The sequence below is a fragment of the Paraburkholderia sp. SIMBA_054 genome (assembly GCF_046534875.1).
Taxonomy (GTDB): Bacteria; Pseudomonadota; Gammaproteobacteria; order Burkholderiales; family Burkholderiaceae; genus Paraburkholderia; species Paraburkholderia hospita.
Window position 1 is genome coordinate 1 of sequence record NZ_JAWRXV010000011.1, and the last position, 20,569, is coordinate 20,569.

At 63.8% G+C, this 20,569-nt stretch carries 18 protein-coding genes and 1 pseudogene; 7 read left to right on the forward strand and 12 right to left on the reverse strand.

The features are described 5' to 3' along the window. Window positions 1-479 (forward strand): annotated as a pseudogene (locus tag SB822_RS15275) (hypothetical protein); the annotation flags it as partial. A gap of 792 nt (window positions 480-1,271) precedes the next feature. On the opposite strand, the gene SB822_RS15280 reads toward SB822_RS15275, so the two are convergent. From SB822_RS15280 to SB822_RS15290, 3 genes are read right to left on the reverse strand one after another with little or no spacing between them, the layout of a single operon-like run. Continuing rightward, entirely contained in the window at window positions 1,272-2,660 is a 1,389-nt protein-coding gene (locus tag SB822_RS15280) for a DUF6513 domain-containing protein (RefSeq protein ID WP_410855085.1), read from the reverse strand. Beyond that, complete coding sequence (locus SB822_RS15285) at window positions 2,639-3,238, reverse strand: flavoprotein (protein ID WP_007742204.1); 600 nt, start codon at window positions 3,236-3,238, stop codon at window positions 2,639-2,641. The genes SB822_RS15280 and SB822_RS15285 overlap by 22 nt, the downstream gene beginning before the upstream one ends. 29 nt (window positions 3,239-3,267) lie before the next feature. Further along, a complete protein-coding gene (locus SB822_RS15290) occupies window positions 3,268-5,379 on the reverse strand; it encodes a sigma-54-dependent Fis family transcriptional regulator (RefSeq protein ID WP_410855086.1) in 2,112 nt (703 codons plus the stop codon). A gap of 307 nt (window positions 5,380-5,686) precedes the next feature. Between SB822_RS15290 and SB822_RS15295 the strand changes: the two genes are divergently transcribed. Then, the gene (locus tag SB822_RS15295) at window positions 5,687-6,157 is read left to right on the forward strand and encodes a dihydroneopterin aldolase (RefSeq protein ID WP_410855087.1); all 471 of its coding nucleotides are present in this window, start codon (window positions 5,687-5,689) and stop codon (window positions 6,155-6,157) included. Window positions 6,158-6,232: 75 nt separating this feature from the next. On the opposite strand, the gene SB822_RS15300 is transcribed toward SB822_RS15295, so the two are convergent. The 9 genes from SB822_RS15300 to SB822_RS15340 form a co-directional block, all read right to left on the reverse strand. Continuing rightward, window positions 6,233-6,646, reverse strand: coding sequence for a hypothetical protein (locus tag SB822_RS15300; RefSeq protein ID WP_007576951.1), 414 nt, complete (start codon window positions 6,644-6,646; stop codon window positions 6,233-6,235). A gap of 124 nt (window positions 6,647-6,770) precedes the next feature. Beyond that, the gene (gene fae / locus SB822_RS15305) at window positions 6,771-7,280 is read right to left on the reverse strand and encodes a formaldehyde-activating enzyme (RefSeq protein WP_007576954.1); all 510 of its coding nucleotides are present in this window, start codon (window positions 7,278-7,280) and stop codon (window positions 6,771-6,773) included. A gap of 135 nt (window positions 7,281-7,415) precedes the next feature. Further along, window positions 7,416-8,297 (reverse strand): triphosphoribosyl-dephospho-CoA synthase, encoded by an 882-nt coding sequence (locus SB822_RS15310; protein ID WP_410855088.1) that lies wholly within the window; start codon window positions 8,295-8,297, stop codon window positions 7,416-7,418. Continuing rightward, window positions 8,287-9,291 (reverse strand): RimK family alpha-L-glutamate ligase, encoded by a 1,005-nt coding sequence (locus tag SB822_RS15315; RefSeq protein WP_410855089.1) that lies wholly within the window; start codon window positions 9,289-9,291, stop codon window positions 8,287-8,289. The genes SB822_RS15310 and SB822_RS15315 overlap by 11 nt, the downstream gene beginning before the upstream one ends. Further along, the gene (gene mch, locus SB822_RS15320; protein ID WP_410855090.1) at window positions 9,288-10,394 is read right to left on the reverse strand and encodes a methenyltetrahydromethanopterin cyclohydrolase; all 1,107 of its coding nucleotides are present in this window, start codon (window positions 10,392-10,394) and stop codon (window positions 9,288-9,290) included. The genes SB822_RS15315 and mch overlap by 4 nt, the downstream gene beginning before the upstream one ends. Further along, window positions 10,369-11,574, reverse strand: a complete 1,206-nt coding sequence (locus SB822_RS15325) for an ATP-grasp domain-containing protein (RefSeq protein WP_410855091.1) — start codon at window positions 11,572-11,574, stop codon at window positions 10,369-10,371. Before SB822_RS15325 ends, mch begins: the two co-directional genes overlap by 26 nt. Before the next feature lie 33 nt (window positions 11,575-11,607). Then, complete coding sequence (locus SB822_RS15330; protein ID WP_079502979.1) at window positions 11,608-12,534, reverse strand: NAD(P)-dependent methylenetetrahydromethanopterin dehydrogenase; 927 nt, start codon at window positions 12,532-12,534, stop codon at window positions 11,608-11,610. 93 nt (window positions 12,535-12,627) lie between these two features. Next, the gene (locus SB822_RS15335) at window positions 12,628-13,677 is read right to left on the reverse strand and encodes a beta-ribofuranosylaminobenzene 5'-phosphate synthase family protein (RefSeq protein WP_410855092.1); all 1,050 of its coding nucleotides are present in this window, start codon (window positions 13,675-13,677) and stop codon (window positions 12,628-12,630) included. A 192-nt stretch (window positions 13,678-13,869) separates the two neighbouring features. Beyond that, window positions 13,870-14,256, reverse strand: coding sequence for a 4a-hydroxytetrahydrobiopterin dehydratase (locus tag SB822_RS15340; protein ID WP_007576969.1), 387 nt, complete (start codon window positions 14,254-14,256; stop codon window positions 13,870-13,872). A gap of 382 nt (window positions 14,257-14,638) precedes the next feature. Here SB822_RS15340 and SB822_RS15345 point away from each other — a divergent pair, with 382 nt between their 5' ends. The 5 genes from SB822_RS15345 (at window position 14,639) to SB822_RS15365 (ending at window position 19,952) form a co-directional block, all read left to right on the forward strand. Further along, the gene (locus tag SB822_RS15345; RefSeq protein WP_079492895.1) at window positions 14,639-16,456 is read left to right on the forward strand and encodes a methanol/ethanol family PQQ-dependent dehydrogenase; all 1,818 of its coding nucleotides are present in this window, start codon (window positions 14,639-14,641) and stop codon (window positions 16,454-16,456) included. 192 nt (window positions 16,457-16,648) lie between these two features. Further along, on the forward strand, window positions 16,649-17,089 hold the full coding sequence (locus tag SB822_RS15350) for a c-type cytochrome (protein ID WP_007576973.1): 441 nt from the start codon (window positions 16,649-16,651) through the stop codon (window positions 17,087-17,089). A gap of 90 nt (window positions 17,090-17,179) precedes the next feature. Next, entirely contained in the window at window positions 17,180-18,094 is a 915-nt protein-coding gene (locus SB822_RS15355) for a substrate-binding domain-containing protein (protein WP_007576974.1), read from the forward strand. Further along, window positions 18,091-18,897, forward strand: a complete 807-nt coding sequence (locus tag SB822_RS15360; protein ID WP_410855093.1) for a hypothetical protein — start codon at window positions 18,091-18,093, stop codon at window positions 18,895-18,897. The genes SB822_RS15355 and SB822_RS15360 overlap by 4 nt, the downstream gene beginning before the upstream one ends. Window positions 18,898-18,965: 68 nt before the next feature. Continuing rightward, window positions 18,966-19,952: a LysR family transcriptional regulator gene (locus tag SB822_RS15365; RefSeq protein WP_007576978.1), complete on the forward strand. Its 987-nt coding sequence runs from the start codon at window positions 18,966-18,968 to the stop codon at window positions 19,950-19,952. Window positions 19,953-20,569: the final 617 nt, after the last annotated feature.

Below are 20,569 nucleotides of genomic sequence, written 5' to 3' on the forward strand. Positions count from 1 at the left end.
GCAGGCAAGCTCGACTTCTCGGGCTTCAATCCACATGCCTCGTGAGCCGCATTAGCCACTCCACTTTTGAAATAGCCATAAATCTGGAGTGGATTCAAAAGCTGCATCGTGACCAGACGCTGCGCGGTTATTCGCATGAGGCTGTGGTGGATACGATTTTGCGGCGGATGCCGGATTATGTGAATTTTATCTGTCCGCAATTTTCGCGTACGCATGTCAATTTTCAACGTGTTCCCACTGTTGATACTTCTAATCCTTTTACTGCTCGGGAGATTCCGCAGCCTGATGAGAGTTTTGTAGTGATTCGGTTCTCTAAGCCGAAGGGCATTGATTTTCCTTATCTGCTCACTATGTTGCATGACTCTTTTATGTCTCGGCCTAACGTTATTGTTGTGCCTGGCGGCAAGATGGGGCTTGCTATGCAGTTGATTTTTACGCCTATGATCTTGCAGTTAAGGGATAGGAAGTCACGTGCGTGAACTGGCTTTGGGTTTGGGTTTGGTTTTTTTGCCTCTGCGCTGGCATCCGCGCTATGCCTTCGTGCTTCAGGCGTCGCCCCTGTGCGGGGCGGCACCTACTTTTCTTTGCCGCCGCAAAGAAAAGTAGGCAAAAGAAAGCGGCTAACACCGCCAGCCCGTGTTCTTGTCCACGGGCCCTCAACGTCCCCACGCTTCACACGGCAGTGCCCTGGTTGGTGCTCGTTGCCAACGCTTCGAATGAATGCCTCACCCGCTTCAAACACCCGCGCACGGGCTAACGGCAGCGAATGGTTTGCGCCGCCCAGGTGGCAAACTGTGTGTAGGCCGTCGCGTCGTACAGGGTAGCGCTCTTATAGGGTGGAACGCATGCGCTATCGGTCCGAAGTAAGGCGTGTGCAGTACTACGGCCTACACACAGTTTGCCACCTGGGCGGCGGTGGACTATCTGGCACGGCGTGCGGCGACGCGGGCGCGCAAAGCGGGTGAGGCGTACCGCAAGAGCGTTGGCAACGAACATGGGTCACGTGATTGCGGTGTGAAGCGTAAGACCCTTTGGGGGCCCTCAGGCAAGGACAAGGATTGGCGGTGTTAGCCGCTTTCTTTTGCCTACTTTTCTTTGCGGCGGCAAAGAAAAGTAGGTGCCGCCCCGCACAGGGGCGACGCGTGAAGCACGCTAACAAAACGCGGATGCCTGCGCCAAGGCAAAACAACCAAACCGCTTGCGCAGCAAACTCCGTCTCGCGGATGCCAGCGCAAAGTCTGACAAACCAAAACCAAACCAAAACCAAACCGCTATTTCGAACGTTTCACCTTCGTCGTGCCAGGGGCACACCAGACCTCCAGGTCTTCAGCGCTACGCTCAACCTGACACCCCCAATCCAGAACCTGATCCTGATCAAACCGTTTGCCCAATCGCCAGGCGATCTCAGCCCGTGCCGCCTGCACGCCCATATAAAACGCATGCCCGCCATCATTCTCGAGCTTCAGATACGGGTACAACGCAAAGGGATCAACTTCAACCACATGCATATCACGGTTATAAACATGAATCCCATCCATGGTGACCTGAACACGAAAATTCGGATCTCGCACCTGTTCGGCAAACGCAGCGATCTCATCGGCGTCGTAAGGAAAAGGCCGCTTGGAATGCAACGCAGACAGATCAGAATCAATCCCTTTAGGCAGCACCTGCGCCTCAAAAGCCGCATGCATGACACGCCGCGCGACGTCGGCCTCACGCACGGCACGCCGCGCGTGCAGGCTAACGGAAGTGGTCAACACGGCAGAGACGCGCAACTCAGCAGCAATACCAAGCAGCACCGCATTGATACCGCTAGTATCAGCTTCCGTCAGCTCAGTAAGATTCCCAACACCAAGCATGATGGCAACATCAGGATACCGCTCCCGCAACGCGACATACCGCGCGATGGAAGCAGCAAAGCCGAAAGGAATCGGATCAAGAATAGGATCAGCCAGAAACGGCTTCCCACGCGCAACGAGCACATCAATCGCCTGATGCAAAGAAGCCATATCGTGCGGCTCGCGCGCAACCACGACCGGCGTCGACGGTACTTCATCAGCGACCCACAACGTGTCCACGTTGAGACTCATCAGATAATCGGCCCCCGCGCGCCCGCCGCGCAGAAGTTCATCCGTTACCATCGAATCGACGCTCACGCGATAACCGCCGTCCTTCAGCATCCGCACAGCATCCTCGAGATGCGGAAACGGCGTATCAGGCAGACAGCCCACGTCAATCACATCCGCACCTTGCTCCGCATAATGCTTAGCCCGCGCAGCGATACCCTCGAGATCGAGTCGCGGCGCATCGACGATCTCAGCAAAAATCTCCGTCGAGTACCGCGACAGATCGAACTTCCGCGCGGCCTGCCCGAAATGCAGTGGCAAGTCCTTCGCTTCCTCTGGCCCACGCTCGACGGGCAAGCCGAAATGCTCGCTCAACGCAGCAAGATCACCGCGACAGCGCCCCGGCACGATCATCCGATCCGCGCGCAGCGGCAACGTCACCCGCCGGCGGATCATATCGGCCGTCATCAACGCGGCAACCTGCAAGCCGATCTCGCGCACTTCCCACGTGAACGGCGCGTTCGTCATGCCCTCCAGCACCTGCACGACGCTTTTCTCGGCGAGCCTGCCAGTCAGGAAGACGATGTGTTCCATGCGAGCCCGAGGTTCGATAGCCGTTCGCTCAATGCCGCGCGCAGTTCGTCGAGCGAGCGCGCGACGGTCGTGTATTCGATGCGCGCAAGCCGCTCGACATTCTCCAGTTCGATCGCGCGCGGACGCACTTCGACCCATTCGTGCGGGCTCTGCGTGATGACGCTCGGCTCGGTGTCGCACGCGAAAACGATGCCGGGCACGCATTGCTTGCCCGCCTGCGCATAAAGGTTGGTCGGCAGTGTGTCGGAGATGCCGAACGCGCATTTGGCAACCGTGTTGCTGGTCGCAGGCGCAATCACGACAGTGTGATAAAGGCCCTCGTACAGCATGCCGACGGGCACGCTGCTCGCGCTGTTGTCGCGCACCACGCGAAAATGCTCGCGCAGCTTCGGCACGGGCCAGCCGTAAAGCGGCAAAACTTCTTCGCCGGCGGCGGACAGAAACAGATCGGCGCCCGGCAGCGCGAGCGCGATGTCGATCGATTCTTCCAGCATGTGTCCCGAGCCCGTGATGCACCACGCGAAGCGCGCGTCGGGGCGAAAAACGCCAGGGCGGCGGGCGGGCGTCGGTGCGCTCATGCGTAGGTCATCTACGATTCATGTGTGAGTCACTTGCCGCACGCGTCGTCGACGGAAGCCTGCGCGGCGTCGTGCGACAGCCGGATGTGCAGTCTGTGCATCTTACGGTACAAGGTGTTGCGGCTGATGCCGAGCGTCTTCGCGACGTTGCTTACGTTCCAGCGATGTTCGTCGAGCATCGCGAGCACCGTTTCGCGCTCCTTGACCTGGATCGCGTTGAGCGCCGATAAATCAGCCTCGTCGTCGAACGGTGTTGCCGCTCCGTTTGCCTGCTGCGCCAGCGGTCCCGCCGCCGAAGCGCGGGCGGGCGCGCCGCCCGCGCTACGCGTCTCATCGACGATTTCCGCCGGCAAATGCACGCAGCGTATTTCCGGTCCGTCACACAGCGCGATGGCCATCTGCAGCACGTGCCGCAACTGGCGGATGTTGCCGGGCCACGCGTAGTTCGCGAGTGCCTGCCGCGCTTCGGCGCTGAGTTCGGGCGGATCTTCGGCTTCGCTTTCGAGGATGTGCTGGACGAGCGGCAGCAGATCGGCGCGCTCACATAGCGGCGGCAGGTTGATCTCGATGCCGTTGAGCCGGTAGTACAGGTCTTCGCGGAACAGGCCGCGCTGCACGAGATCGAGCAGGTTGCGGTGGCTCGCGCTGATCAGCTGGAAATCGACCTTGATCGTGGTTTCGGCGCCAAGCGGCGTGACCTCGCGTTCTTCGATCACGCGCAGCAGCCGCGCCTGCAAGGCCATCGGCATGTCGCCGATTTCATCGAGGAACAGCGTGCCGTTGTTCGCCTGCACGATCTTGCCGCGCCGTCCTTCACGTTGCGCACCTGTGAACGCACCGGCGCGATAACCGAACAGCTCGCTTTCGATCAGCGTCTCCGGCAGCGACGCGCAGTTCACCGCGACGAACGCGCCGGTCGCGTTCGGACTGATGCTATGCAGCGCGTTGGCGAACACTTCCTTGCCCGTGCCCGTCTGGCCTCTGAGGATGATGGGGATTTTCCGCTGGATCACGCGCGCGGCCAACTGGCTCTGCGCGGCCATGCGCGGATCGCCGAATTCCAGATGCGAGAGCTTGTCGAGCCCGGCCGCCGCGGGCTTCGCGTCGCGCGTTTCGCGCGGGCTTTTGGCGCGCGAAACGCGGTTGATCGATACGTCGCTCCACTGTCCGCGCGCGCTCGTTGCCACCTGGTTCGCGTTGCCGAACGACGTCGCGTCGCGCGGCGTCTGCGCGATCACGAAGAAGCGGTTGCTGGCGTGCGCGCTGTACACGGTGATCGGGTGGAAAGAGCCGCGAATGCTGCGCGCGATCATGTCTTCGAGCGTCGCGCTGAACGCTTCTTCGATACGCTTGCCGCACAACTGGTCGGGCGAGCGCAGATCGAGCTGGAACAAGGCGCTGCGATTGGCGGCGAGCACGATGCCGTCGTCGTCGACAGCGAGCTTGCCTGCGTGCAGCGTGCCGACGAATTCGGGGCGGCTATGGAAGTGGACGGTATTGGCGCGCCGGTAGCGCGAGTCGATCAGCCGGTTCTCGATCATCTGCCGCGACATGCCGACGAGCACGAGCGAATGCTGCTGCAGCATCCGCGAGCGGCTCGTCACGTCGAGCACGCCGACAATCGCGCCGCGTTCGTCGAAGATCGGCGCGGCCGAGCAGGTGAGGGACATATAGCGCGGATAGAAATGCTCATGCTGATAGATCGCGAGACATTCGCGCTCCGTCAGGCAGGTGCCCATGCCGTTCGTGCCCGCTTCGCGCTCGCTCCACACGGCGCCGGGTCGCAGACCGTCGGCGGCGACGGCCTCGCCGAACGGTACCGACGAAACCTGATGAACGATCACACCGTTTGCATCGACGAGTATCACCGCGAGTTCGGGGTCGGCGAGTTGCTGGTAGAGCGTGGTCATTTCCAGCTTCGAGCAGGCGATCAGATCGCCCGCCGCCTCGCGCCGCAAGTTCAGTTCGTGCTGCGTCAGCACGGGCGGCAGCACGAAACGTCCAGGGTCCAGACCGAACTCGACAAGACAGCGCGTCCACGATTGCGCGACGGAATGGCTCATCGAACACGATGCGGGCTGGTTGTTGACGATGTTCAGTACATCCCGGACATGCGAATCGATGTCAACGAGCGATGACATTAGGGGCGTCTCCGATGCGTTCGGGCTCGTGTCCATCCAGTTGCCGATGGGCCCGGCCTGCGCTGTATGTAAGTGTTTCCCCGTGTGCTACCCGATGTGCCGCGCGTCTCGCGCGCGCGTGGCAGAACTGCTGATATGTCGTTTGAATCTGTTCCAGGGCACTCAGCAAACACTGTACAACTCGTGTCGCGATACATCAATAAATAGTCGTACGAGTGTGTGCGAGTGCGCCTGCTTTTTGCTTCGCTTCGTCAGATTGCCGCCAAAACCGATGCGCTGCTCGCGCGCCCCAATGTGGAGCCCCTACATGGACCGTTTCAACCCAGGAAGCAGTCCCATCCATTTTACTGTCGTGCTGCCGTCGAGCGCGCGGCCCACGCGGGAGCCGGTGGAGCAGCCGCAGCATGCCGCCGCGCTCGATATCGTGTACATCGAGGGCTTCGTCGCGCAGACGGTGATCGGCATCGACGCCGGCGAACTGCACGAGCCCCAGCCCGTGCAACTTGATCTCGCAATCGGCGTGCCGACCCTGCGCGCCTGCGAGACGGACCGGATCGACGACACGATCAATTACGCGGCCGTGCGCGCCGAGCTGCACACGCTGCTCGCGACACATAAGGTGCAGCTGCTCGAAGCGCTGGCCGAGCAGATTGCCCGATTGTTGGTCGACAGGTTCGGCGCTCAGTGGGTGCGCGTCAAGTTGTGCAAACCCGCAAAGTTCGACGACGTCGCCGCGGTTGGCGTGATCATCGAGCGGCAGCGCGAGCGCTTTGCGTGAGACGCGCGTGTATCTCGCATGCCCGTCGGCCTGAGACGGGCACGTCAGCGCGTTCGCGGGCTTAGTTGGCAGGCTTTACTTCGCCGCGGACGGCGTGGCCTTCGCGAGCCCGCACGCCTGATACGCCTCTTGCTGCAATGCGCGATATTTCTTGGTTTGCGCGCGCGCCCGGTCGACGCGGAATTCATTACCGCCTTCGCCGCCGAGTGTCGCGTACTTCGCGAACGTCATCTGCTCGACGTAATCGTCATACGGTAGGGCGGCCGCAATCTTGTCGATTACGCACGAGCACTTGTAGACATTGGCGAAATCGTGACCGTTGTCGTCCATGCAGCCGAGCACGTATTCGACGCGGCCTTGTGTCGGGTAGTCGTAGCCGCTGGCGGGGGCCTTGTCGCCCGCGGGATCGGCCGCCAGCGCGGCAAGCGGAAGCACTGCAACGCACGCGAACGCCGCGACAGCGAGGCGCGCGCGACAACGTGAGGTCATGTGGAAGCCTTTAGCGTAGGGTTCTGCATCCATCGGTTAAACACGCGCGGCGCAACGCGCGGCAGACCTTTGCGGCCCGCCGCGCGTTGCGCGCGCGACACTGCGTGCCATGCATAAGCTGCGCCTAGTTCGGCGCAAACGGGTGCGCAGCCGTTGCCTTCTTCGCTACGACTTCAGCGGCGTTCGGCTCGCCCGCTACCGCGCGCTGGAGTGCCTCGCGTGTTGCCTTGTAGTTGAACTCCTGGATCTTCTTGTCGTCGTCGGCTTCCCAGTGGATGAAGACGCCGACGCAGATGAACAGGTCGTCGGCTTCGTCCTTCGGAATCGTGCCGTCTTCGACGCAATCCGCGACGGCAAGCGCTACCGCGTGCTGCGCCGGGCCGAACATCTGCACGGCCTGCTTTGCGCCTTTGATGGTCACCTTGTTGAACAGCACGGTGTTGGGCTTGGTCAGCAGATTCGGCGCAACGACGGCGAGCAGCGACGTGAAGCCGTCCTTGTTGTTGGTGAGAGCGTGGCAGAAAGCCGATTCGGCTGCTGAGCCTCGCGGTCCGATGATCAGATCGATGTGGGCGACTTCGTTGCCCTCGCCGATAAGCGACTCGCCTACCATTACGCGGTTGATCTTGGCCATGCTGTTCCTCCAGTGAATTGGGTCTGTCGACGTGTGACGAACTCGCGACGCGTGGCGACCAACCGCGCGTTGTTTGAGGGGGACGCACCGCGTTTCCGTGTAACAGGAACCATGCCAATTGATCTCGCGATGCACTCAGACGGTGTCGCAAGTGAAGCGCTGAGGGTCGAGCAGGGCGGCGACAAACAGCGTCGCGACGCTCAGATCGGCGCTCGTGCCAGGGTTGACGCCTTGCGCCTTCAGTTCGGCGTCCCATGCATCGAGCTGCGCGGCGTGCGCGGGAGTGTCCGCACCGAGCCATTGCGCGTGGCGTTCGCGCGCCTCGCGCGTGACACTTTGCGCCACGGCCACGCCATGCTTGCGCAGTATGTGCGAATCGGGCCACGCGCCGAGGAAGGTGAGAAAGACATCGAGCGTGATAGCGGTCGGCGTGCTGCAGTGCGATTGCGCGATCGCGCCGAGGCCCAAGCCGAAGATGTCCGCGAAGCCGTTCGCGTATTGACGCGCGATGCTGTCGCGTTCTGCGGCCAGCGACATTGCTTCGCGCAGATCGACGGTGGGCGGCGCATGCACCGATTGCTCCGGCGCGTCGCCCAGTCCACCGGGATTGGCGAGCGCGATCGCACGATAAGCGGCGCACGCATCGTCCACGTCGAGACGCGACAGCACGTTTTCGACGGATGCTTGCCAGCGCGCGGCGTCGAGCGGTGCGGTGTCGCTCAAGGGTTCTAGCGCGGCGGCAAGCGGCGCGACCAGCAACACGATGCCGAGATTCGTATTGCATCCGGCGACCCGCTGCGTGCGCGTCACGGCATCGAGAATGCGCGTGCCGACGCGCGCGCCGCGCGCGAACAGCGCAGGCGCGGCGGCCTCCGCGCTGTCGATGAACTGCGCGGCCTGCATCCCGTGTCCCGCGCTCGCGATGCTGACATTGCCCGGCTTCGCCGTTTCGACGTCGAGCCGGCACGCGCGCAGGAACGCGTCGGGCGCGCGAGAGAGGAGATCGCTAGCGCCCATGGAGCGGCACGGCGGGCTGCAGCAGCGTCGATGTACGGCTCGCCGCGAGCTTGCGGTCGAGCAGATCATCGACCAGCGCCGCGGCGATATCGACGGTCGTCACCGATTGCAGCCCACGCCACGCCGCGACGCCGTTCACTTCGAGCACGAGCGGCGCGCCTGTTTCGCCCGGCATCGACAGATCGGGGATCAGGTCGACGCCCGCGTAATCGAGCCCGAGCGCGGCCGTCGCCCGTTCGGCGAGGCTCGCGAGCGTCGGATCCAGTTCGGCCGGTTCGCAGCGTGCGCCGCGCGCGACGTTGTGTATCCAGCCGAGCCCGCCCGTTCGCCGCATCGCAGCAACCGCGCGGGAGCCGATCACGAGCACGCGCCAGTCATACGCTCCAGGCCGCGCGCGCGCACTGCCGACGAAACGCTGCAGATACGCGACCTCGCGATAGCTGCGCAGCGGCGGCAGCGGCGTCAATGCGCCATTCGACGCGTTCGCGCCGAGCCGCCGCAAGCCCTTGCCCTGCGAGCCGAACAGCGGCTTGATCACGACCCGGCGCGCGGCCGCCGTCTCGCGCATCAGCACGCGTTGTGCGAAGGCCGCCGATTCCGTCGCCCACGCGGGCGGCGTCGGCACGCCCGAGCGATGCAGCAGGAAGCTCGTCATCGATTTGTCGACGCTGCGCTCGATAGCACGCGCGTCGTTGTAGACGGGCACACCGCACTCGCGCAGCGCGTGCAGGATGCCGAGGCGCAGCGTGACCTGCTCGAACGTGCCGCCCGCGATGCCGCGCACGAACACGGCGTCGGGCAGATCGCGCGCGAAGCCAGGGATGGCGAGGCCAAACGGCGACCACGACGTGTCGATGCGGCATGTAGCGAGATCGACGCAGCGCGCATCGACGCCGCGCGCGCGGAACGCTTTCTTGAGGCGTCCCGTGTGCCAGCCGGTTTCGTCGGTCATGATCGCGACGCGCAGGCCGCTTGCCGCCGATACGTCGCTCATGGCGCCCCCGGACTGGTGATGCCCGGCGTGCCTGGCTCGGCCGCCGCCGGTTCATCACTTGCAGTAAACGCGTCGCCTTGCCAGAGAGCATGCAGCAGCGCGCCGTCGAGCCGGCCGCCGCGATAGGTCGCGCCGCTTTCGAGGCTGCTGACCCACACCTCGGCGGGCGCAAACAGCGACGCGTCGATCTGATAAAAGTCGTGATTGAACGACGCGAAAATTTCGGCGAACGGCCGCCCGTAGTCGCGCGAATTCGACGACGGCAACTCGGCCGCCAGCCGCCGCGCAACGGCGTCGCGCGTCACCGTCAGATGCACGCGACCGCCGTAGAGGATCGCGTCGTTGGTGCGGCCCATCGCGGCGAGGCCATCGGGCGCGGGCGGCGGCAGCGGCGCCGTGCCGCTCGCTTCAACGATTTCGCCGAGCGGCACGCCGAGCACATGCGCCTTGTGCAGCGCGACCTCGACCACGCGCGCGACGATCTGCACCGTCCCGGCGACAGACTGCGTCGGCGTGACGATCACGGTCAGCTTCTCGGGCGCGAGGCCGCAGTCGCCGACGATCTTTTCGAGCACCGCTTGCGGCGGCGGCTGGCCGACTTCCATCACCAGCACGCCAGCGTCGTGCGCGTCGCGGTAGCCTAGCTCGTCGAACAGCGTCTCCTTGCCGGCCAGCGCGCGCGCCGGTCCCGAGCCGAGCGAAAAGAACTTCTTGCCGTTGTTCTGTTCCTTGCTCGCGGAAAGACTCCAGCCCGCGTACTGGCTGCCGAGGCAGGCGAGCACGGGCGACGCCGTATGCACTTCGATCATCGCGGGCCAGAGCGGCTCCTGCTCGGCGCTGATGCGCGTCTCGATGCGGCCGAGGCCACCCATGCAGATGCGCGCGATCATCACGCCCGCCTCGACGCAGCCGGGCGTCGCGATGCCCGCGTCGACGATCGTCGGTCCGAACGCGTGACGCGACGACGCGATACGCAGCCGCGTGGCATCCGCGAGCAGTTGCGCGACGAGCGGCGCGGCGAGCGCGTTGACGCTGGGCGCGTCGCGGGCGATGGGCGGCGGCGCGTTGCCGTTATGGTCAGCCGTGTGAGTCGACGAGTTCATGGCAAGGTTCGGGGCTGGTTTCGATGCGTTGCAAAAGTCGTTGTGTCTGGTGTTGCAGCTCGCGTTGCAGGGCGGTGCGCCCACCCGACATCCGGCACGTCACGAGCACCGTGCAGACGGGCTGGCCGGCTTCGATGCGCGTGCCCGGGTTCGGAATGTCGTGACAGACAGGATCGACGAACAGCGCATCGCTGAAGCGGCGCGTCACCGTGAAGGCGGCGGGCGCGAACACGACCTGTTGTGCGACGCGGCATTGCGGCGCGCCCGCGCGCTCAGGCGGCAGACGGCCATGCAGGCACGCGTCGATATGCGCGGCGAGCAATCCACGCGGCCACGCGTCGCGCCACGCGCGCTCATACAGCGCCATCGTCGACGACGGCCGCGCGTTGACTTCGAGCACGCGGATCGCATCGCCGTCGAGCAGAAAATCCAGGCTGTTGATTCCGCTCAGATTCGCGCGCGCGGCTATCGAGCGCACGGCGGAATCGATCTGCTGTGCGATGCCCGCAGGCAGATCGACGGGACCGAGCGAACCCGCGTGCACATACGGCAGCGTGCCGCTCGTCACGCAAAGCTGCTCTGCGTAGCCGACCACGAAAGCTTCACGCCGCGCCGCGAGAAAGAGCGCCGACATTGGCAGTCCTTCGTTCACGCGCTGAAAGTAGCCGTCGCGTGTATCGGCGCTCTCCGCTGGACGGATATGCGTGCCGCCGCAGCCATCGGCGGCTTTGTGCAGCCAGCCTTCCGGCCGTTCGGGCCGCTCGAAAGTAACCTCGGGATGCGCGATGAGCAGTTCATCGAGCAATGAGAAAAAGCGCCTCGGATCGCGCACGGCCGCCGTCGCGTCGGCGTCGTTGCCGATCAGGCGCGGCAGTCTCGCCGTCTGTTGCAGCCAGCCGATGTGCGGCTCGATCCCGCTGCCAACCACGTAACCGATCAGCTTGGGCAGCCGCACGACGCGTTCGAGCGCGGCCTGCAGCTTGTCCCGATCGATCGATAATCCGCTGCCGCCCGTATCGAGCCACAGCTTCGCGTAGCGGCGCGTGTCGCGGTCGCCGAACAGGTCGAGCGCGGCCACCTGATAACCGGCATGCGCGGCGGATTGCGCGAGCATGCGCGCCGACAGGCCCGCCACTGCGACGAACGGCGCGGATGTGGAAGGGGCTGCGCTGAAAGGCATCGCGTCGCCTCGCTTCGTTTGTGCGTTCGTGCGCTAGCTGCGTTCGGCGACGACCGCGCGCGCTTCGTCGAACGCTTCCGTGAAGCCGAAATACGCAGGCTTGCCCGCCGTGCGCATCCGCGTGAACAGGCGATGTTCGACCTGATACTTCACGTTACCGATCGCCAGTGCGCCGATGCCGATTGCATCGGGCCGCACGGCGCCACCGAGCGGCTTGCCGTCGTCCATCACGTTGACGCCGGCGATGCCCTCGGGCGGCACGGCGTTGACGTCGGCGGCGATCAGCAGGCGCGGCGCCTGCGCGAGATCGGCGGCGCTCATCACCTGGACGCCCGCGGCTGCCGTCGCGAACACGATGTCCGCGTGCGTGAGCGCGGCGTGCAGCGTCTGCGGCGTGCCCGTGCCGACGCCCGACGTCTTTATGCCGAACCGTTCGTCGACGTCACGGCTCGCGCGCTCGGCGCGCGCGGCGTCGGAATGGCTCGCGATGGTCACATGCGCGCCGAGCGTCGCCGCGATGGCGGCCGTGACGCGGCCCACGGCGCCCGTGCCGCCGAGTATCAACACGTGCTTGTCCTTCAGTTCTTCGCCGTGCTGCACCTTCAGATGACATTCGACCAGCGCGACGAGCGCCCCTGACGTCGTGTACGCGCCGCTCGGGTCGGCGAACACGGAGACTTCGAACGGCGGCACCATTGCCTCGCGCGCGCGGTCGAGCATATCGGCGGCGAGCATCACATCGCGTCCACCGATAAAGATACCCGTGCGCGACACGCCTTTCGGGCCGCGCGAAAAGATCGCGTCCTGGGTCAGTTGCACGACGTTGCGCACATCGACATCGCAATACGGCACGACGATCTGATAACCGGCGTCGGCGGCCATGTTGACGTCGAACGGGCTCATCTGCGGCGTCGGCGTGAACATGTGCAGGATGTAGGGCCTTTCAGTGGTTTGTGACATGGAGTCGGCTCTTTCGTAGTCAAAAGCGGGGCTTGCGCGACCCTTGATGGGCGCGCAGGCATTCGATCGGTCGGGAGATTGCGGGCATCCGGCTCATTGCGCGTCGATGCCGAAGCGCGGCTGCTGGACGGCATAAAAGCGCGCGCCGCAATTGCGGCCGCGCGTCACCGAGCACACGATGCCGGGGAATTCGCGCGTCGCCGCGCGGGCTGCCGCGAGCGCGTCGTCGGCATGGCGCGAGCTCTGCACGAACGCGAAGCCCGTCGGGCCCCACGAGCTTTGCCCGACGCCCGCTGTCTGGTTCGCCGCGATGGCCTGCAAGGCCGCCGCGACGGCGGGGCTGGAATAGATGCCGCCTTGCACGGGCGCGAAGTATTCGCCGATCGACTGTTGAACTTCGCTGACGCCGGCGGCGAACGCGTCGAAGTCGCCTTGCGCCATGCCGGGCAGCACGCGCATCAGCAGTTGATGGCAGACGTGCGCGGCGAGTGTCTGCGGGAAGGGCGGCAGCGCGGCGAGGCCGCGCTTTTCGTCGTCGCCGTGCAGGCCTTCGCGCGTGGTGTCGTCGATCAGCACGATGCGCCAGTCGTCGGGAAACGGCTGGCGCGCGAGCAGCGGCGGCAAGGCGGCGCGCGTTGCCACGCCCGCTGTCATGCGGCCCGGCCCGCCGTCGACGAGCAACCCGCCATGATCGAAACCGAGCACGCCGATGCCGGAGCGCGCGCCGCGTCCAAGCCGTTGCGCGAGTTCCGCCGTCGTTGCCGCGATGCCGACCAGCCGCGCGTACGCGGTGCCGACCGCGAGCGCGAGCTGCGTGCCCGAGCCGATGCCGCAATGCGCGCGCGCCGCCTGTTCCACTTCGACGGAAACGGGCGGCCCGCCATAGGCGTCGTGCAGCAGCGCGAGATAGCGCTCGATGCGCTCGCGTTGCGCGTCGGTGGTGGCGCCTTCGATCTGCGCGTCGTCGGCGGGCCGCGCGGTGACGCGCGTGCCGCATCCTTCTATGACGACGCCGACGCTGCCGAACGCACGTCCAAGCGATCCGCCGGGATCGAGAAAGCCCATGTGCAGCCGGCCGGGCGCTTCAACGGTGATCGCCGAGATGGCAGGCAGTGTCGACGTGCGTTCGGATGACATCCGCATGCGAGAGCTTCCTTGTCGAGTCGTATGGGCGTGGGGCGGCGCAATAAAACGGCGCGGAACCGCCGCAGCGGCGCGGTTCCGGAGTCAGGCAAGAGCCGTACCACGCGCGACACGGCGCGCGATTCGTGCGATCCGCGCGACCGCCGTGCGATCAGCCCGTGATCCAGCCCGCGCGTCTTCGCGCGAACGTCGTCAGCTCTTCGGCGCGTCGTACTTGATATAGCGGAAGCGCTGATCGTCGGCGGGCGTGCCTTCGAGCGGGCCGCCTTCCTTGCCCGGCTGCCACCCGATCACCTCTTCGATCTTCCGCGCGAGCGTGAAGTCCTTGTCGGTGATGCCCTTGGCGGAATGCGTCTTCAGCTTCACGACGACGAATGCATACGACACCGTCAGATCCGGGTGATGCCACGCTGCTTCGGCAAGATGGCCGACGGTGTTGACCACCATCAGCGTGCCTTTCCAGCCTTCCGTGCGGTACTTGCGCCGCAGCCAGCCGTCTTCGAGATACCAGTGCTGCAATGGGCCTTCGAGCTTCTTCTGGATTTCCTCGTCGGAATACACCTGTTCGCTTTGTGCCATGACGGACCTCCGCTGGTGTCGGGATGGTTGCTCATATGAAGAGCTTAGCGCCCCTGTGCGCTTTGCAAAGCCCGATTGCCGCCGCTTGCCTATGTATGGGGCCTCGGGCGCCGCCTGTTGGTTTGCGTATCTGACACAGAATGTCCCGCCGCAGGCGGCGAAGCGGAACATGTTGACGCCGCGACGGCGTGCAGCGGCGTATCAGTGCGTGTTGTAGCGACCGGCATGGAATATGCGAACCGCCGTCATACGCATGGGCTGGGCAATGGATCCGGCGCAGCAAAGACGTTACCTGCATCCAGCGGCGCGGCTGGGAGCGACCCGGTAGCGTGTCATCGGTAACTGGACGGTTTCAACCAGTATCACCCAATCTGGAGGAGACATGAACGTACGCACCCTGGTTCTCGGACTGGCGGTGTTGGTTGCGACGGCGCTGAACTCGTTCCTGGCTTATGCCGATCCGCAGCTGGACTCGCTAATCAAGAACCCATCTAACTGGGCGGCGCAGGCAGGTGATTATTCCAATCACCGGTACAGCCCGCTCAAGCAGATCAACGAAAGTAATGTCGGCAAACTGCAGGTCGCCTGGACGATGTCGACGGGCGTGCTGCGCGGTCACGAAGGTTCGCCTCTCGTGATCGGCGACACGATGTATATCCACTCGCCGTTCCCCAATAAGGTCATCGCAATCAACCTGAAGGACCAGACCTTCATCTGGCAATACGAGCCGAAGCAGGACGCGTCGGTGATCTCCGTGATGTGCTGCGATACCGTGAACCGCGGGCTCGCATACGGCGACGGCAAGATCTTCCTGCAACAGGCCGACACCAAGCTCGTCGCGCTCAACGCGAAGACAGGCGAAGTGGTCTGGACCGCGCAGAACGGCGATCCGAAAGCGGGTGAAACCAACACCAACGCGCCGCACGTATTCGGCGACAAGGTGCTGACGGGCATCTCCGGCGGCGAGTTCGGCGTGCGCGGCCGTCTGATCGCGTACGACATGAAGACGGGCAAGGAAGCGTGGAAGGCCTATAGCACCGGGCCCGACAACGAGATGCTGCTCGATGCGCAACAGACGATGACGTGGGTCGACGGCAAGATGCAACCCGTCGGCGCGGATTCGTCGATCAAGAGCTGGAAGGGCGATCAGTGGAAGCTCGGCGGCGGCACCACGTGGGGCTGGTATGCGTGGGATCCAAAGCTGAACCTTGTCTACTACGGCACGGGCAATCCGGGCACGTGGAACCCGACGCAGCGTCCCGGCGACAACAAGTGGTCGATGTCGATCTTCGCGCGCGACCTGAATACGGGCAAAGCGAAGTGGGTTTATCAGATGACGCCGCACGACGAATGGGACTATGACGGCGTCAACGAAATGATCCTCTCCGACATTTCGATCAACGGCAAGAAGACGCCCGCCATCGTCCACTTCGACCGCAACGGCTTCGGCTATACGCTGAACCGCGAGACGGGCGAGCTGCTGGTCGCGCAGAAGTACGACCCGGCCGTGAACTGGGCGGATAGCGTCGATCTGAAGAGCGGCCTGCCGATTCGCAACGCCTCGTATTCGACGCAGAAAGCCGGTCCCGATCACAACGTGAAGGGCATCTGCCCGGCGGCGTTGGGTTCGAAGGACCAGCAACCGGCCGCGTTCGATCCTTCGTCGAACCTGTTCCTCGTGCCGACCAACCACGTCTGTATGGACTACGAGCCGTTCGATGTCGACTACGTGTCCGGCCAGCCGTATGTGGGCGCGACGCTCTCGATGTTTCCCGGTCCGAACGAGAAGGGCGCGATGGGTAACTTCATCGCGTGGGATGCGGCGAAGGGCAAGATCGTCTGGTCGAAGCCGGAGCGTTTCTCGGTGTGGTCGGGCGCGCTGGCGACGGCAGGCGGCATCGCCTTCTACGGCACGCTGGAAGGCTACATCAAGGCAGTGCGGATCAAGGACGGCAAGGAACTGTGGAAGTTCAAGACGCCGTCGGGGATCATCGGCAACGTGTTCACGTATGAGTATCAGGGCAAGCAGTTCGTCGGGGTGTATTCGGGTATCGGCGGCTGGGCGGGCATCGGCATGGCAGCCGGCCTGCAGAAGTCGACGGAAGGCCTGGGCGCCGTGGGCGGCTACCGCGAGCTGGCGAAGTACACCGCGCTCGGCGGCACGCTGTTCATCTTCGCCATTCCCGGCGGGAACGGCTGATACGGTCTGAAGCGTTGCAGCAGTCTCGCAGTCGTAGTTTCGCAGCAGCAGTGACGTAGCCGGAGACGCCCGTACGCGGTCTTCGGCTCCGAACAAGTGGCGCCCGCGGCGCGTTGCAGATGCGATGTGCCGCGCGGCTGCCCGGTTATGCCTGAAAAGCAGCTTCAATCGAAATGATAGGGAGACGAACGCATGAAAGGCCGTGTTGTGCTGTCGCTTGCAGGTGCGTTACTGGCGTTGAGCGCTTTACCTGTTGTCATGACCAATAGCTGGGGACAGTCGTCGGACGCGCCCCCCCAGGCCCAGAAGGTTGCTTACAAAGTGGTCGACGGCAACAAGGTCGACAGTGATACGCTGCTGGGATGGAAAACCTGGCGCGCGCTCGCCTGCGAACGCTGCCACGGCGCGAAGCAGGAGGGCCTCGTCGGTCCGTCGCTGATCGATGCGTTCAAGACGCTCGACAAGAACGAGTTTCATCGTACGGTGTTCGGCGGACGTGTCGACAAGGGCATGCCCGATTTCAGTTCGAGTCAGATGATGCAGAAGAACTGGGAGAACCTCTTCGCCTACCTGAAAGGCCGCTCCGACGGCTCGATCAAACCGGGCGATCTGCAGGCGATCGATGCGAAGTGACGATAAAGTCGTGCGATTGCCCGTGACGTGCCGCGATGCAATGCATCGCATCGCGCCGCCCATCGCATGACGCCAACCCGGGAGACCTCGATGACCGATCGCAGAAGTTCCGCCGTCCATGCCGTCTGTGCGATGCTGGCGCTGTGCTGGGCCTGCGTCGGAGCGCCATCCGCCTACGCGCAAGGCGCACCCGCGCCGAATCTGCCGAACAACGACGGCGCGGACAACGTTCTGCGCGTGTGCGCCGATCCGAACAACATGCCATTGTCGAACGACAAGGGCGAGGGCTTCGAGAACAAGATCGCGGCCGCAATGGCTAAAGATTTCGGCTACAAGCTCGAATACACGTACTTCCCTCAGCGCATGGGCTTCGTGCGTCACACGTTGCGCGACAAGGCGGACAACAGCGATCAGTTCAAATGCGATTTGATCATCGGCGTGCCGCATGGTTACGACATGACGTCGACCACGCGGCCGTGGCTGCATTCCACATACGCGATGGTGTTCATCAAGCGCCCCGAGTTCGCGAACATCAATACGCCTACTGATCTGTTGAAGTTGCCGCCCGATCAACTGAAAAAGTTGAAGCTCGGCATTTTCTCGCAGACACCCGCTGTCGACTGGCTGCTGAATAACAACCTGATCGACCAGGCCGTGTCGTATCGCGCGCAAAGCGGCGACCCGAATGCGTTTCCAGGCGAGATGATCCAGCACGATCTGGCGCAGGGCAATGTCGACGTCGTGTTCGTCTGGGGACCGATTGCGGGCTACTTCGCGAAGCAGGCGAGCGATCGCGTGAAGCTCGTGCCGTTCCCGCCGCAGGCGGGCATCCGTTTCGACTATGAAATCTCGATGGGCGTGCGTTACGGCGAGAAGGCGTGGCACGACAAGATCGACCAGTGGATCGCCACCCATCAGGACACGATCGACAAGATTCTCGTCAGCTATGAAGTGCCGCTCTTGCCGTTGGCGAGCGCGCCGGTTGCGTCGGATGCGCCGAAATGACGGGCGCTTTGGGAGCGAACGCACGCGTTGGCGGGCGTGCGTTTGCGATGCGTGGCGCGGCCGCGATGGCGGCGCTCGTGTTGTGGATGACCTCGCCGCAGGCGGCGCGCGCAGCCGATGCTGCTAGCGGAGCGACTGGCGCGACGGCGCCTATTGCACCCGCCGAGAAGTTGCTGTTTCTCACGCCGCATTTGCAGGGCGTCGCGTCGCAGACGGAGCTCGACTATTCGCTCGTCGTTTCCGCGCCGCCTGAGAAGCAGACGGATAGGGTCCGTGTACTCGTCGCGAGCGCGGGCAACGCGAATAGCGACGTCACGGTCAGCGATGCGAGCGGCAAGGTGCCGTTGCCGGACAATCTGCCGTGCAACCCTGTGATCCTGTATTTTCTCGAGCGCGATATCGCCGGGATGGAGCAGGCGACGGGCGGCCAGCGGCGCTACTTCCAGCAGCGCTTGCGGCTTGCGCTCGCGGCGTCGCCGGCTATCACTGACGCGACCATACAGGTCGACGGCAAGCCCGTGAAGGCGCGCAAGATCGTGATCCAGCCGTATCTGCACGATCCGAACGCGCAGCGCTTTCCGAAGTTCACGAGCAAGCGCTACACGTTCGTGCTCGCCGACGGCGTGCCTGGCGGCGTGTCGTTGCTGCGCACCGACGTGCCTGGCGACAACGACGATTTCGCCCATCCGTTGAAGACGGAGTCGTTGAGCTACGAAGGCTCGCTGCGCAAGCTGTCGCCGCCCGCGCACGGCACGCCGACGTCACCGGCGGCGCCACCTGCCGGACCGCGCGCGAGCCGCTGAATCTTGTCGATGTAGGTGCGTGGCGGCGCGCGCCTGCCGGCCAGTGCCACGCCCATGGAAATTGCCACATGAACCTGATCCGCTCGCTGACGCTCAGGCAACTGCAGATCTTCGTAATCGCGAGCCGTTTGCCGAGTTTCGCGCGCGCGGCGGAAGAACTGCATCTGACGCAGCCGGCCGTATCGATGCAGATTCGCCAGCTGGAGGAAGCGATCGGCATGCCGCTGTTCGAGCGGATCGCGCGGCGCCTCAGTCTGACGGAAGCGGGCGAGCGTCTGTCGCATCATGCGAGCCGTATTCTCGGCGAGATCAAGGATGCCGAAGACACGATGATTTCGCTCGCGCAAGCCGATAGCGGGTCGATCACGGTCAGCATCGTGAGTTCGGCGACTTACTTCGCGCCGAAGTTGCTCGCGCAGTATTCGAAGCAGTATCCGAAGGTGGATGTGCACTTTTCGGTTGGCAATCGCGAGACGTTGTTGCGGCTCTTGCAGGACAATGCGACGGATCTCGCGATTATGGGTAGGCCGCCGCCTGAGTTGGGCACGACAGCTGAGCCGCTTGCTTATCATCCGCATGTGATCATTGCGCCGGTTACGCATCCTTTGCGCGATGCGCGGCGGTTTGATTTACAGGAACTGGCGGGGGATACGTTTCTGTTGCGTGAGCCTGGGTCGGGGACGCGGGCTGTGGCCGAGCATACGTTTCGGCAGCATCTTTTTACACCTTCGCGGTGTGTGACGCTTGGGAGTAATGAGACTATCAAGCAGGCTGTGATGGCCGGGATGGGGGTGAGCCTTATCTCGTTGCATACGCTTGGGCTCGAATTGCGGACGGGGGAGATTGCGCTGCTTGATGTGAATGGGACGCCCGTTGAGCGCACGTGGCAGATCGTGCATCTCGCTTCTAAGCAGTTGTCGCCGACTTGTGTGATGTTCAGGCGGTTTTTGCTTGAGCATGCGGAGCCGTTTCTTGAGCAGGAGTATGTGGAGCTGGTCAGGACTTTGTCGTCGGGGACGGCGCGGCGTGGGCGGAGTGCGAAGGCTGTTGTGTAGGTTTGGTTTGGTTTTTGTCTGCGACGCTGGGTGGTTTTTTTGCTTTTGCTTTTGCTCGCACTGGCGTTCGCTGTTGCGCTTTCGCGGCGCGGCGGTTTGGTTTTCGGGGGCTTTGTGCTGGCATCCGTGAGGCGGTGTTTGCTGCGCACGCGGTTTGGTTGTTTTGCCTTTTTGCTGGCATCCGCGCTATGCCTTCGTACTTCAAGCGTCGCCCCTGTGCGGGGCGGCACCTACTTTTCTTTGCCGCCGCAAAGAAAAGTAGGCAAAAGAAAGCGGCTAACACCGCCAGCACTTGTCCTTGCCTGAGGGCCCCCAACCGGTCTTACGCATCACACGGCAGCGTCCTGGTTGATGCTCGTTGCCAACGCTTCGAATGAACGCCTCACCCGCTTCGAATACCCGTACTCGGGCAGGCGGCAGCGAATGGTATGTGCCGCCCAGGTGGCAAACTGTGTGTAGGTTGTCGCGTCGTATAGCCTGGCGCTCTTACATGGTGGCACGCATGCGCTATCGGTCCGAAGTGAGGCGCGTGAGGCACTACGGCCTACACACGGTTTGCCACCTGGGCGGCCGTGGAACATCTGGCACGGCATGCTGGATCGCGGGTGCGTGAAGCG

Excerpts from the sequence above, each read along its gene's own strand:
- SB822_RS15365 (WP_007576978.1), top strand. The coding sequence starts at position 18,966 with ATGAACCTGATCCGCTCGCTGACGCTCAGGCAACTGCAGATCTTCGTA.
- SB822_RS15295 (WP_410855087.1), top strand. The coding sequence starts at position 5,687 with ATGGACCGTTTCAACCCAGGAAGCAGTCCCATCCATTTTACTGTCGTG.
- mch (WP_410855090.1), bottom strand. The coding sequence starts at position 10,394 with ATGAACTCGTCGACTCACACGGCTGACCATAACGGCAACGCGCCGCCG.
- SB822_RS15310 (WP_410855088.1), bottom strand. The coding sequence starts at position 8,297 with ATGGGCGCTAGCGATCTCCTCTCTCGCGCGCCCGACGCGTTCCTGCGC.
- SB822_RS15335 (WP_410855092.1), bottom strand. The coding sequence starts at position 13,677 with ATGCGGATGTCATCCGAACGCACGTCGACACTGCCTGCCATCTCGGCG.
- fae (WP_007576954.1), bottom strand. The coding sequence starts at position 7,280 with ATGGCCAAGATCAACCGCGTAATGGTAGGCGAGTCGCTTATCGGCGAG.
- SB822_RS15350 (WP_007576973.1), top strand. The coding sequence starts at position 16,649 with ATGAAAGGCCGTGTTGTGCTGTCGCTTGCAGGTGCGTTACTGGCGTTG.
- SB822_RS15340 (WP_007576969.1), bottom strand. The coding sequence starts at position 14,256 with ATGGCACAAAGCGAACAGGTGTATTCCGACGAGGAAATCCAGAAGAAG.
- SB822_RS15315 (WP_410855089.1), bottom strand. The coding sequence starts at position 9,291 with ATGAGCGACGTATCGGCGGCAAGCGGCCTGCGCGTCGCGATCATGACC.
- SB822_RS15355 (WP_007576974.1), top strand. The coding sequence starts at position 17,180 with ATGACCGATCGCAGAAGTTCCGCCGTCCATGCCGTCTGTGCGATGCTG.
- SB822_RS15290 (WP_410855086.1), bottom strand. The coding sequence starts at position 5,379 with ATGTCATCGCTCGTTGACATCGATTCGCATGTCCGGGATGTACTGAAC.
- SB822_RS15330 (WP_079502979.1), bottom strand. The coding sequence starts at position 12,534 with ATGTCACAAACCACTGAAAGGCCCTACATCCTGCACATGTTCACGCCG.
- SB822_RS15300 (WP_007576951.1), bottom strand. The coding sequence starts at position 6,646 with ATGACCTCACGTTGTCGCGCGCGCCTCGCTGTCGCGGCGTTCGCGTGC.
- SB822_RS15360 (WP_410855093.1), top strand. The coding sequence starts at position 18,091 with ATGACGGGCGCTTTGGGAGCGAACGCACGCGTTGGCGGGCGTGCGTTT.
- SB822_RS15325 (WP_410855091.1), bottom strand. The coding sequence starts at position 11,574 with ATGCCTTTCAGCGCAGCCCCTTCCACATCCGCGCCGTTCGTCGCAGTG.
- SB822_RS15280 (WP_410855085.1), bottom strand. The coding sequence starts at position 2,660 with ATGGAACACATCGTCTTCCTGACTGGCAGGCTCGCCGAGAAAAGCGTC.
- SB822_RS15345 (WP_079492895.1), top strand. The coding sequence starts at position 14,639 with ATGAACGTACGCACCCTGGTTCTCGGACTGGCGGTGTTGGTTGCGACG.
- SB822_RS15285 (WP_007742204.1), bottom strand. The coding sequence starts at position 3,238 with ATGAGCGCACCGACGCCCGCCCGCCGCCCTGGCGTTTTTCGCCCCGAC.